This is a genomic window from Azohydromonas sediminis (assembly GCF_003574675.1).
Lineage (GTDB): Bacteria > Pseudomonadota > Gammaproteobacteria > Burkholderiales > Burkholderiaceae_C > Calidifontimicrobium > Calidifontimicrobium sediminis.
Genome location: NZ_QOAZ01000014.1, coordinates 1 through 12,631 on the forward strand (window position 1 = coordinate 1; position 12,631 = coordinate 12,631).

The window sequence follows — 12,631 nt, forward strand, 5'->3', positions numbered from 1 at the left end:
AGCCGCGCCAGCTCGCGTCCACTGCCCACGCCTTCGAGCGTGGCGTACAGCCACAGCGCAAACAGGATGCGCGGGTCGATCGCCGCGCGTCCGGCATTGCTGCCGCGCGCCTTGATCGCATCGGTCAGCCGGCTCAGGTCCTGCCGCTCGACGTAGCCCCATACCAGCCGCGCTCGGTGGTCCTCGCCCAGCAGCGACTCCAGGTCCGATGCCCGCAGTTCGATCTGCTTGCGGTTGGGCTGCAGCAGCCGCGGCGGCTGCGCGCGCAGCGCAAAGGCTCGCGCTTGCGCGGCGGCCTGCGCTGCTTGCTCATCGACGGGCGCCAAGTCCTCGAACAAAACCCCGGCCACGCTGTCTTGGTGCTTCGGATCGCTCATGCCCAACAGCAAGCCAGAGACATGCCAGCACGAGGGCAGCGGACGAAAAACTCTCACGCTCTCAGGCGCCGCGCGCGAAGTCGCGGATGCGCGCGACCAGCGCCGTCGCCCGCTGCATCGAGGTCTCGAGCTCGGCCAGCAACGCGGGCACCGGCGACGCCGCGTCGGCGTCGGCGATGTCCATCGCCGCCAGACTCGCGTTGGCGAGGATCGCCTGCGTCAGTGCATCGCGCGCCGGCGCCGCGGCGGCGCCGAAGCCGGCGCGCACCAGCGCCTCCTCGAGGTGGGCGCGCGCGTCGGCCGCGCGGTGCGGGCCGCTGCGGTCGTCGAACACGAGGATGAAGCCCAGCGGGCGCCCGTCGCGGGTGGGGACGACCTCGGCGCGCACTTCGACCGGCAGCTCGACCGCCGCGTCGCCGCCGTGCGCCGGCAGCCGCAGCGCCAGCTCGCCGCGCCAGGGGGCGTGGCCGTGGCACACCGTCTCGAGCATGCGGCCCGCGGCGCGCATGTCGGTGAACCAGTCGGCGATCGAGGCGAGCGGCGTGCCGGCAGCAATGTCGCGGCGCGCGAGGCGGCGCAGGCTGTCGTTGGCGAACAGCACGCGGCGATCGGCATCGGCCACCAGCACCGGCTCGACGGCGCTGGCGACGGTGGCCAGCACCTGCGCGCGCTGGTGCTCGACGATCAGCAGCCGCACCGCGTTGACCTGCGCGATGATGTCGGCCAGCGCGGCGCCGAAGGCGCGCGCCATCGCGACCTCGCTGCGCGTCCACGGCTGCGCGGTGCCTCGCACGATCTCCGACCACGCCGCGAACGAGCGCCGCGGCGACAGCTGCAGCGGGTCGTTGGCAGCCATCGGCTTGGACGGATCGCCGGCCCAGGTGACGTTGTGCAGCTGCTCCTTGCGCAGCCACAGCAGGTAGTCGGGACGCGTCGTCGACAGCTTGACCGCGAGCACGCCGCTGGCGGTGGGCGTCAGCGAATCGAGCGCCGGTTGCGCGCGCGCGAGCGACGAACACGCGAACGGCGCGGCGGGCGGCTGCGCGCCGACCTGCCCGTCGATCCACTGCAACAGCGCGCGCAGCTCGGGCGTCGACGGCGACTCGCCGGCGGTCAGCAGCTCGCCCTCGTAGTACAGCACGGCGCCGGTGGCGTCGAGCGGCTGCAGCAGCGCCTGCGGCGTGCGGAACAGCGCGAGCCGCCAGTCGCCCTCGGTCGATGTCGCCTCGATGAGGCGCTGCTCGAGCCGTCGCACCTGGATCGCGACTTGCGCGTGCGCGTAGTGCTCGATCGCGGCAATCCGCGTCGAGGCCACCTCGGCGATCAGGTCGCACGCCGCGCGCACCGGCAGCCGCAGGTTGCGCGGCCGGTAGTGGTGGCACGCGATCAGCCCCCACAGCGTGCCCTCGCGCACGAGCGAGGCCACCAGCGTGGCCGTCACGCCCATGTTCTTCAGGTACTGCAGGTGCAGCGGCGACATGCTGCGCAGCTGGCACATCGACATGTCGAGGTCGGCGCCCGTGTCCGGATCGCGCACCGGCACCAGCGGCGACGCCGTGTAGTGCACGTCGACGAGCACACGCAGGCGGTTGCGCAGGTACAGCTCGCGCGCACGCTGCGGGATGTCGGTGGCCGGGTAGTGATGCCCGAGCAGCGGCTCGAGCCTCGCGTCGCGCGCCTCGGCGATGACCTGGCCGTGTCCGTCGGGATCGAATTTGTAGACCATCACGCGGTCGTAGCCGGTCAGGGCGCGCACGCTGCGCACGACGGCGTCGGCCAGCGTGCCGATCGTCGTCGTGGCCCCGAAGCGCTGCACGGCGCGCGTCAGGTGCTCGACGATCTGGGGCGCCGGCACGTCGACGACGTCGGCCGCGTCGGCGTCGGCCGGCTCGAACTCGGCCACCAGCACCGAGCCGCGCGCGTCGGCGACGCGATGCACCGCGACCTCGAAGCGGCGCTCGCGGCCGTCGGGCGCGAGGCGGCAATCCCGCGGCACCGGTTCGTCGAGCGCCGTGCCGGCGAGCGCGCGCAGCACGGCGTCGAAGTCACCGCCGAGCTCGCTCGGCGGGCGCCCCAGCAGCGCCGTGGCCGCGAGGCCCAGGTGCTGCTCGACGTTCGCGCTGGCCTGCACGATGCGCAGCGCCGGCTCGCGCAGCACGAGCAGGAAGCCGTGCGGCTGCACCGAGCCGGCGAGGTGGATCAGCTCACGCTCGCAGTTCGTGAGGTCGGCCTGGCCGAACGGCGGGCTCGTCGTCACGGCGTCTGGCCGTCGCTCGCCGGAGTGTCGGCGGGCGCCGGGGCCGCCCCCGCGAGCCGACGCTGGCGGCGGCGCAGGCTCGCGCGGCTGATGCCCAGCCGCCGCGCCGCCGCTGCCGCGTCGCCGCCGGCTTGCTGCAGCGCGAGCGCGATGAAGTGGCGCTGCGCGAGGTCGCTCGCCTCGCGCAGCAGCGCCGGCAGCGTCGTCTCGCCGACCTGCGCGACCAGCCGGTCGAGCGCCATGCGCAGCGCGTCGCCGGGCCAGACGTCGAGCATCTGGTGCGTGCCACGCGTGTTGAGCACGACGCCGATGCACTCGCGGTCGCCCTCGGTCAGCAGCGCCGCCGAGACCTCGACCGGTGTCATCGCGCCTTGCGCGCCCTGCAGCGCGGCCGCGACGCGGCGCACGACGCCCTGCGCGCGCGCAGCCGCCAGCACACCGCTGGGCTCGCCGCGTTCGCCGACCAGCCACTCCGACAGTGGCTGACCGCGCACCGCGTCCTCCGCCGGCTCGCCGACGAGCGCGACGAACGCGGGATTCGCATGCAGGATGCGCCCGCCCGAGTCGGTGACGACGACGCCGTCGCGCGTGCCGTCGACGAGGCGCGCGATCGCGTTCGCGACGTCGACCGCGTCGCGCTGCCGCTCGTCGGCGCGCACGCGCACGAGCAGCCGCATCGCGTCGTCGGCGCGAAACGGTGTCGCCGACACCGCGACACGGCCGACGCGGCCGACCAGTTGCGCGTGGACCTCGGCCTCGCGGCCGCTGGCCCGTGCGCTGACGAGCAGGTGCTCGACCGCTAGGCGCGACGTGCGCGCGAACAGCTGCCCGATGCGGCGCCCCGGCAGCGCCTGCGGCGCCAGGTCGAACAGCTGCGCCGCCGACGGGTTGGCCTCGATCACGCGCAGCGTCTGCGCGTCGACAACGACGACGGCGTCGGTGGCGACCTGGAACAGCTGGCGGTAGCGCGCCTCGGCCTGCCTCGTGCGCCAGTAGCCGCGCTCGAGCTCGCGCTGCGCGTCGAGGAAGCGCTGCTGGATCGCGGTGATCGCGCGCAGGTCGCGCCCGACGACGAGCACCGGGCCGCTCTCGCCCAGCCGCACCGCGGTGTAGGCCACCGGGATCGCGCCGCCGGCGGCGCCGGGGTGGTTGACCTCGCGCGCACGGGCGCGGCCGGTGCGACCGACCTCGGCGAGCAGCTGCTCGATCTTCGCGCGCGTGTCGTCGGTGACGGTGTCGGCCCACCGGCGGCCGACCCACTCGGTGCTCGCGGCCGGCGCGATCGGCTCGCGCCCGCCCTGCGCGACGACGCGGATCGTGCCGTCGGCGTCGACGACGAGCGCGATGTCTCCCGCCAGCGACGCGAACGTGTGCGCCAGCTCGGGCGCCCAGGCGGAGAGGACGGACAGGTCGGCGTGGTCGCCGTCACGGGAGGTCAAGGCTCAGCCCTCGCTTCGAGCGTGCCGCAGCACGCATGGCTACGCGCCCGACGACCCGATCGCGGCCGGACCCGACAGCATCCTTGGCCCCGTGCGGGCACTGCACTGACTTCTGGGCGGCTCGGCGATGGCAGGTGGCGCGTGGGAGACGGTGCGACCCCGTCGTTCCGCCGGCCATCGGTGCACGGATTGTAGGCTGGCGCGGCGCCGGCTCACCCGTGCGGCGGCGCGGGCACCGACCAGCGCTTGGTCACCTCGCCGCGCGCGTTGACGCTCTCTAGCGAGACCGGAAAGCCCCACAGCCGCGCGACGTGCTTGAGCACCTCGTGCGCACTGTCGGCGAGCGGGCGGTCGTTGTGCTGCATGTGGCGCAGCGTCAGCGACCGGTCGCCCCTCAGGTTGACGTTCCACACCTGGATGTTCGGCTCGCGCGAGCCGAGGTCGTACTGGCGCGACAGCGCCTCGCGCACGCGGCGGTAGCCGCTGTCGTCGTGGATCGCGCTGACCTCGAGCTCGGGCTCGTCCTCGTCGTCGGTGATCGCGAACAGGCGGAAGTCGCGCATCAGCTTCGGGCTCAGGTACTGCCCGATGAAACTCTCGTCCTTGAAGTTGCGCATCGCGTGGTCGAGCGTGGGCAGCCACGGCTTGCCGGCGATGTCGGGGAACCAGTGACGGTCCTCGTCGGTGGGCGCCTCGCAGATGCGCTGGATGTCGTTGTACATCGCGAAGCCGAGCGCGTAGGGGTTGATCCCCGAGTACGCGCGGTGCCCCACCGGCGGCTGGTAGATGACGTTGGTGTGCGACTTGAGCCACTCGATCATCACGCCGTCGGTGAGCCAGCCGTCGTCGTACATCGTGTTGAGCAGCTTGTAGTGCCAGAACGTGGCCCAGCCCTCGTTCATCACCTGGGTCTGGCGCTGCGGGTAGAAGTACTGCGCGATCTTGCGCACGATGCGCACGATCTCGCGCTGCCACGGCTCGAGCAGCGGCGCGTTCTTCTCGATGAAGTACAGCAGGTTCTCCTGCGGCTCCTCGGGGAAGCGCCGGCTGTCGGTGCCCACGGCCTCCTTCTCGGCGCGCCGCGGCAGCGTGCGCCACAGGTCGTTGACCTGTTGCTGCGCGTAGGCCTCGCGGTCCTTGCGTTCGGCGAGCTCCTGCGCCAGCGTCTTGCGCTGCGGGCGGCGGTAGCGGTCGACACCGTGGTTGGCCAGCGCGTGGCACGAGTCGAGGAACTCCTCGACCTTGTCGAGGCCGTGGCGCTCCTCGCACTCGGCGACGTAGTTCTTCGCGTAGACCAGGTAGTCGATGATCGCCGACGCGTCGGTCCACATGCGAAACAGGTAGTTGCCCTTGAAGAAGCTGTTGTGGCCATAGGCCGCGTGCGCGATCACGAGCGCCTGCATCGCCAGCGTGTTCTCCTCCATCAGATAGGAGATGCACGGGTTCGAGTTGATGACGATCTCGTACGCGAGGCCCATGTGCCCGCGGCGGTACTGCTTCTCGGTGGCGATGAACTCCTTGCCGTAGCTCCAGTGGCGGTAGTTCACCGGCATGCCGACCGACGCGTACGCGTCCATCATCTGCTCGGCGGTGATGATCTCGAGCTGGTTCGGGTACGTGTCGAGGCCGTAGCGCTCGGCGGTCGCGCGGATCACGTCGTGGTAGCGCTCGATCAGCTCGAACGTCCAGTCGCTCGGCCCCGGCAGCGGCTCGGCGGCGCGACCGGGCGACGGCCGCGGCGCCTGCAGGCGCGCGCCGGCGTGGCGGCGGTCGCCGATGGGCGGGATGCGCGACGGGTCGCTGGCGCGGCGGCGTTCGATGCCGAGATCGGTCATGGCGTGTCTCAGGCCGCGGCCTGCTCCTTCTTGAAGAGGTCACGGAACACGGGGTAGATCTGCGACGCGTCGGTGGCCTTGCGCATCGCGAAGTGGGGGTGCGTCGCGAGCAGCTGCGTGTACTCCTCCCACAGGTTCTGCTCCTCCTCGGCGACCTGCACGTAGGCGTAGTACCGGCACAGCGGCAGGATCTTCTGCGCCAGCAGCTCGCGGCAGCGGCCGCTGTCGTGGTGCCAGTTGTCGCCGTCGCTGGCCTGCGCGCCGTAGATGTTCCACTCGCTCGGGCTGTAGCGCGAGCGGATGATCTCCTCCATCAGCACCAGCGCCGACGACACGACGGTGCCGCCGGTCTCGGTGGCGTGGAAGAAGTTCTGCTCGTCGACCTCCTGCGCCTGCGTGTGGTGGCGGATGAAGACGATGTCGATCTTCTCGTAGTGCTTGGTCAGGAACAGGTACAGCAGGATGAAGAAGCGCTTCGCGAGGTCCTTGCGCGCCTCGTCCATCGAGCCCGAGACGTCCATCAGGCAGAACATCACGGCCTTGGACGTCGGCACCGGCACGCGCACGCGGCTGCGGTAGCGCAGGTCGATCGGGTCGAGGTAGGGGATGCGCTCGAGCCTGCGGCGCAGCGCCTCGATCTCGACCTTCAGCGCGGCGATCTCCTCGTCGCGGCCATCGGGAAAGCGCTGCAGTTCGGCCAGGCGCGCCTCCATCTCGCGAAGCTCGCGCCGGCTGCCCGAACCGATCGCGATGCGGCGGCCGATCGCGCCGCGCATCGAGCGCACGACATGCAGGTTGTTCGGCGTGCCGTCGCTCGTGAAGCCGGCGCGGTGGTACTTCCACTCCGGCGTCTCGGCGAGCTGCGTGCGCACGAGGTGCGGCAGCGCGAGGTCCTCGAAGAAGACCTGCATGAACTCTTCCTTGCTGAGCGTGAAGACGAAGTCGTCCTCGCCCTCGCCCGAGTCGCTCGCCTGCCCCTTGCCGCTGCCGCCGCCCCCGCCGCCTTTCGGGCGTTCGATGCGGTCGCCCTTGAGGTACTCGCGGTTGCCGGGGTGCACGATCTCGCGCACCCCGCCGGGGCCGTGGTGGAACACCGGCTCCGACAAGTCTTTCTTCGGGATCGAGATGTCCTCGGCGCGCTCCATGTCGCGGATGCCGCGGCCGTCGACCGCGCGCCTGACCGCTTCGCGGATCTTGTCCTTGTAGCGGCGCAGGAAGCGCTCGCGGTTGCCGATCGACTTGTTCTTGCCCGCCAGACGCCGGTCGATGATGCTCTGCAAGGCCATCGGATCTCCTGCTCGGGACTCAGCTGGACTTCCTGACGCGCAGGTACCACTCGCACAGCAGCCGCACCTGCTTGGGCGTGTAGCCCTTGGCGACCATGCGCTGCACGAAGTCCTCGTGCTTCTTGGCCTCGTCGGCGCTGGCCTTGGCGTTGAAGCTGATCACCGGCAGCAGTTCCTCGGTGTTCGAGAACATCTTCTTCTCGATCACGGTGCGCAGCTTCTCGTAGCTGGTCCAGTTCGGGTTCTTGCCCTGATTGTTCGCGCGCGCGCGCAGCACGAAGTTGACGATCTCGTTGCGGAAGTCCTTCGGGTTCGCGATGCCTGCGGGCTTCTCGATCTTCTCGAGCTCGGCGTTGAGCGCCGCGCGGTCGAACACCTCGCCGGTGTCGGTGTCGCGGTATTCCTGGTCCTGGATCCAGTAGTCGGCGTAGGTGACGTAGCGGTCGAAGATGTTCTGACCGTACTCGCTGTAGCTCTCGAGGTACGCGGTCTGGATCTCCTTGCCGATGAACTCGGCGTAGCGCGGCGCGAGCTGCTCCTTGATGAAGCCGATGTACTTCTGCTCGAGCTCGGGCGGGAACTGCTCGCGCTCGATCTGCTGCTCGAGCACGTACATCAAATGCACCGGGTTGGCGGCGACTTCGGTGCTGTCGAAGTTGAAGACCTTCGACAGGATCTTGAACGCGAAGCGCGTCGAGATGCCGCTCATGCCCTCGTCGACGCCGGCGTAGTCGCGGTATTCCTGGATGCTCTTGGCGCGCGGGTCGGTGTCCTTCAGGTTCTCGCCGTCGTAGACGAGCATCTTGCTGAAGATCGAGCTGTTCTCGGGCTCCTTCAGCCGCGTGAGCACGCTGAACTGCGCCATCATCTTCAGCGTGCCCGGCGCGCAGGTCGCGTCGGCGAGCGACGAGTTGCGGATCAGCTTCTCGTAGATCTTGATCTCCTCACTGACGCGCAGGCAGTACGGCACCTTGACGATGTAAATGCGGTCGAGGAAGGCCTCGTTGTTCTTGTTGTTGCGGAAGGCCTTCCACTCGCTCTCGTTGCTGTGCGCGAGGATCACGCCGTCGAACGGGATCGCGCCGAACCCCTCGGTGCCCTTGAAGTTGCCTTCTTGGGTCGCCGTCAGCAGCGGGTGCAGCACCTTGATCGGCGCCTTGAACATCTCGACGAACTCGAGCAGCCCCTGGTTCGCGAGGCACAGGCCGCCCGAGTAGCTGTACGCGTCGGGGTCGTCCTGCGCATACGTCTCGAGCTTGCGGATGTCGACCTTGCCGACGAGCGACGAGATGTCCTGGTTGTTCTCGTCGCCGGGCTCGGTCTTCGCGATCGCGATCTGCTTGAGGATCGACGGGTAGCGCTTGACGACGCGGAACTTGCGGATGTCGCCGCCGAACTCCTCGAGCCGCTTGACGGCCCAGGGGCTCAGGATGCGGTTGAGGTAGCGCTGCGGGATGCCGTATTCCTTCTCGAGGATCGGCCCGTCCTCGGCCGGGTCGAACAGGCCGAGCGGCGACTCGTTGACCGGCGAGCCCTTGATCGCATAGAAGGGCACCTGCTCCATCAGTTGCTTGAGCCGTTCGGCGATCGAGCTCTTGCCACCACCCACGGGCCCGAGCAGGTAGAGGATCTGCTTCTTCTCCTCGAGCCCCTGCGCCGCGTGGCGGAAGTAGGACACGACCTGCTCGATCGCGTCTTCCATGCCGTAGAACTCGGCGAACGCCGGGTAGATCTTGATGACCTTGTTCGCGAAGATGCGCGACAGCCGCGGGTCGTTGCGCGTGTCGACCATCTGCGGCTCGCCGATCGCCTTGAGCATGCGCTCGGCGGCGGTGGCGTAGGCGAGCGGGTTGCGCTTGCACTCCGCGAGGTACTCCTCGAGCGAGAGCTCTTCCTCGCGCAAGCGCTCGTAGCGATCTTTCAGCCGGCTGATCACGTCCATGCGGACCTCCTGGTTCGGACGGCGCGCGGGCGGGTGCCTGCCCCCCGCGCGTCTGGGAAGTTCTGATGAAGTCCCGGCTGTACAGGCCCGGGCGCCATCAGAGCTTTCCGGTCAACGGCATGTGCGGTTCAGTATGGCGTCGTCTCCAGCTTCGTCGATCCGCCGCAGAGCGATCCCACAAGGAGTGGCGGCATAAGCCGCCAGTTCCTGGCGTTGCGTCAGCAAGGACCATGCCCTGCCAACGTACCCGACGTCAAGAGCGTGACCCCTGAGGCGTTAACGCAGCGCCCCACCCCGGGGCTGACAGCACCATCGCGGAACATGCCGCCCGACGCGTCGGGGCGAGCGGCGTCAGGATGCACCGCGATGGTCCGTGATGCGAAGTCACGCCGTCGATTCCCGAGCCCGTCGCCGGTCGCACGCTTGCCCGTCGCAGGCGCACCCCGCCCGCGTGCAGATGCCTCGGCACGCGGCGGTGGCGCTCGGCACGCCGCGCGCGGGCCTGTCGATAATGAGCGACCATGAGCTTCGTGCCGCCGGCACCGCAGCATCTGGCGCGCGCGGTTGCCGAACTCGGACGCCGACGCCCGGTGATCGTCTCGAAGGCGATCTACAACACGCAGGGCATCAAGGTCATCGAGGCCGGGGTCGCCGTCGACGAGCGGGTCTACGAGCGGCTGCTGGCGCACCAGCTCGCCACGCCGCTCGAGGAGTCGGTCGGCACCGAGCCCAGCGTCAATGGGGCGGTGCTCAGGCGCGCCACGCTCGCGCTGATCGCGCGCCAGCCGCTGTTCGAGCGGATGGTCGCGCAGCCGCTGCGCCGCGACCGGCTGCTCGCCGCGATCGAGGCCGTGCCACTGCCGCGGCCGATCGCGTTCCAGCTGACGCTGATGCACGAGCTGCAGCCGGCGCTGTTCCAGCACGCCGTGGCCGGCGCGCTGACGGCGGCATGGCTCGGCGACGAAGGGCTGGCCACACAGCAGGACCTCACGCAGATCGCCGCCGCGGCGCTGCTGCGCGACCTCGGGATGATGCACATCGACCCGGTGCTGCTGCAGCCGGCGGTGCCGCTGTCGCGCGATCAGCGGCGGCAGCTGTATGCGCATCCGCTGGTCAGCGCGATGCTGCTCGAGCGGCACCACCCCTTCTCGCGCGAGCTGATCCGCGCGGTGCTCGAGCACCACGAGGCGCTCGACGGCTCGGGCTACCCGCGGCAGCTCGAGGGCGACGCGATCACGCCTTGGGGCCGCGTGCTCGGCGCCGCCGACCTGGTGGCCGCCCAGCACGCGCTCGCCCCGGACCGCTTCGAGTCGCGGCTGTCGCTGAAACTGCGCATGAGCTACCGCCGCCTCGACGCGACGCTGGTGCGGCGCCTGTTCCCGCTGCTCGCCCCCGGCGGCGCGCCAGCGCGCGACGTGCCGCTGGACGCCGTCGTGCAGCGGCTGCAGACGCTGCAGCAGGTGCTGTCGAGCTGGCCGCCGGGCCCGGCCGGCCTTTCCGCCGAGCGGCAGCAGGTCGTGCGCGACATCGAAGAGCGCTGCCACGCGCTGGTGCGCATGCTGGCCGCTGCCGGCGCCGCACCCGAACAGTTGCCGATGCTCGTGGCCGGCGGCGTCGACCGCGAGCTCGCGTTCGAGCTGTCGCTGCTGGCCGAGGAGGCCGCGTGGCAGCTGCGCGCGATCGGCCGGCTGGCCCGGCGCCGCTGGCGGCTGGCGCCGGGTGAAACCTTTCCGGATGCGATGCAGGCCTGGCTCGACGACGCCGAGGCCGCCGTCGGGGACCCCGTCAGCGCGTAGCCGCCGGCGGCATCCGGTACACCCACACCGGCTTGCCGGGCACCGTCTGCAGCTGCGCTGCCGCGCGCCAGCCGGGAACCGCGAACTCGAGGCTGACGAACCACGCGCCGGGGCGCAGCTCGCGTGCCGCCTTGGCCGCGGCGCGCGGCATGCTCTCGGGGCGCTGGAACAGGTAGACGAGGTCGAAGCCCGACCAGTCGGCCGCCCACAGGTCGCCGCGGCGCACGTCGGCGAAGCGGCAGCGCAGCCGCGCGAGCACCGCCAGCGGGCGGCTCCACTCGATGCCGGTGATCGCCGCATGTGGGTACGCGTCGCGCAGCGCGAGCAGCCCGTCGCCGACGCCGCAGCCGGCGTCGAGCACGCGCGCGCCGTTCGGCAGCGGCGCGGCCGCCGCCAGCCCGTGGAGTGCGCCGCGCGGCGTCGGAAACAGCGGCGCATCGCGCCAGCTGCGCAGCGGATACAGCAGCACGAGCAGCGCCAACGGCAGCAGCCACGCCCAGCCCGGCAGCGCCGCGCCGCTGGCGGCCAGCGACAGCGGGAAGCCCCCGGCGACGATCAGCCGGCGCCAGCGCGTGCCCACCGTCAGCGCGAACAGGCCGCCGATCACGGTGCCGCCCGCCAGCGCCACGGCCGGCGCCGCACCGGCAAGCGCCAGCGCCGCATAACCGGCCCACGCGAGCAACCAAGCCGTCAGCGCCGGCAAAGGCCAGTGCCAGAGCCAGCGCACACTCACCGAAAATGCCCCTCGGCTCGACGGCACCGCCGCCGCGACACGCGAGGCAACTCAGCCCTCGTGCACGCCGAGCCGCTCGAGCAGCCCGTGCAACTCGTCGAGCGAGCCGAAGCGGATCGCCACTTCGCCCGCCTGGCGGCCCTTGCCCTTGCGCTGCAGGCGGATCTCGACCGGTGCGGCGAGCCGGTCGGCGAGCTGCTCCTCGAGCCGCACGACATCGCGCGGCTTGGCCGCAGCGGCCTTGGCGGGCTGACGGCCCGCGGCGCCGGCGCGCGGCGGTGCCTGCATGCGCGCGACGAGCTGCTCGGCCTCGCGCACCGACAGCTTCTTGGCCGCGATCTGGTTCGCCGCGAGGATTTGCTGCGCCGCGTCGAGCGCGAGCAGCGCGCGCGCGTGGCCCATGTCGAGGTCGCCGGCGAGCAGCATCTGCTGCACCGGCGCGCTCAGGTTCAGCAGGCGCAGCAGGTTCGTCGCTGCGCTGCGCGAACGCCCGACCGCCTGCGCCGCCTGCTCGTGCGTGAGGCCGAACTCGCCGACCAGCCGCTGCAGGCCCTGCGCCTCTTCGAGCGGGTTCAGGTCCTCGCGCTGCATGTTCTCGATCAGCGCCATCACGGCCGCGGTCTCGTCGGGCACGTCCCTGACGAGCACCGGCACCTCGTCGAGGCCGGCGAGCTGCGCGGCGCGGTAGCGCCGCTCGCCGGCGATGATCTCGTAGCCGTGCGGCGCGACCGGGCGCACGAGGATCGGCTGCATCACGCCCTGGCTGCGGATGCTCTCGGCCAGCTCGTACAGCGCGCCCTCATCCATGCGCGTGCGCGGCTGGTACTTGCCCGGCTGCAGCTGCGACAGCTTCAGCGTCGACGGCGCGCCGGTGGGCGCCGGCGCATCGCTGACCTTGGGCCCGAGCAGCGCTTCGAGGCCCAGCCCGAGCCCCTTGGGTTTCTTCGTCGCCATGCGTCGATTGTC

At 71.0% G+C, this 12,631-nt stretch carries 9 protein-coding genes; 1 reads left to right on the plus strand and 8 read right to left on the minus strand.

The genetic code is table 11. The features are described 5' to 3' along the window. From DRV96_RS09270 to DRV96_RS09295, 6 genes are all read right to left on the minus strand, one after another. Positions 1 to 377: transposase (locus tag DRV96_RS09270; protein WP_473199544.1), on the minus strand; the 377-nt coding region annotated here is incomplete at its 3' end. A 61-nt stretch (positions 378 to 438) separates the two neighbouring features. Then, positions 439 to 2,634 carry a GAF domain-containing protein gene (locus DRV96_RS09275; protein ID WP_119290204.1) on the minus strand — a complete coding sequence of 732 codons (2,196 nt, stop codon included), beginning with the start codon at positions 2,632 to 2,634 and terminating at the stop codon, positions 439 to 441. Further along, entirely contained in the window at positions 2,631 to 4,073 is a 1,443-nt protein-coding gene (ppsR, locus tag DRV96_RS09280) for a transcriptional regulator PpsR (RefSeq protein WP_119290206.1), read from the minus strand. Before ppsR ends, DRV96_RS09275 begins: the two co-directional genes overlap by 4 nt. A 212-nt stretch (positions 4,074 to 4,285) precedes the next feature. Continuing rightward, on the minus strand, positions 4,286 to 5,908 hold the full coding sequence (locus DRV96_RS09285) for a SpoVR family protein (protein ID WP_119290209.1): 1,623 nt from the start codon (positions 5,906 to 5,908) through the stop codon (positions 4,286 to 4,288). Positions 5,909 to 5,916: 8 nt separating this feature from the next. Beyond that, positions 5,917 to 7,194 (minus strand): YeaH/YhbH family protein, encoded by a 1,278-nt coding sequence (locus tag DRV96_RS09290; protein ID WP_162911000.1) that lies wholly within the window; start codon positions 7,192 to 7,194, stop codon positions 5,917 to 5,919. Positions 7,195 to 7,213: 19 nt separating this feature from the next. Then, positions 7,214 to 9,136, minus strand: a complete 1,923-nt coding sequence (locus DRV96_RS09295) for a PrkA family serine protein kinase (protein WP_119290211.1) — start codon at positions 9,134 to 9,136, stop codon at positions 7,214 to 7,216. Between the two features lie 521 nt (positions 9,137 to 9,657). On the opposite strand from DRV96_RS09295, the gene DRV96_RS09300 reads away from it, so the two are divergent. Continuing rightward, positions 9,658 to 10,932 carry an HD-GYP domain-containing protein gene (locus DRV96_RS09300; RefSeq protein WP_119290213.1) on the plus strand — a complete coding sequence of 425 codons (1,275 nt, stop codon included), beginning with the start codon at positions 9,658 to 9,660 and terminating at the stop codon, positions 10,930 to 10,932. Here DRV96_RS09300 and DRV96_RS09305 read toward each other — a convergent pair. Together DRV96_RS09305 and DRV96_RS09310 are read right to left on the minus strand one after the other, a co-directional pair. Then, a complete protein-coding gene (locus DRV96_RS09305) occupies positions 10,922 to 11,665 on the minus strand; it encodes a class I SAM-dependent methyltransferase (RefSeq protein WP_119290215.1) in 744 nt (247 codons plus the stop codon). The two genes, DRV96_RS09300 and DRV96_RS09305, sit on opposite strands and share 11 nt — an antisense overlap. 51 nt (positions 11,666 to 11,716) lie before the next feature. Further along, positions 11,717 to 12,619: a ParB/RepB/Spo0J family partition protein gene (locus tag DRV96_RS09310; protein WP_119290217.1), complete on the minus strand. Its 903-nt coding sequence runs from the start codon at positions 12,617 to 12,619 to the stop codon at positions 11,717 to 11,719. Positions 12,620 to 12,631 lie beyond the last annotated feature (12 nt).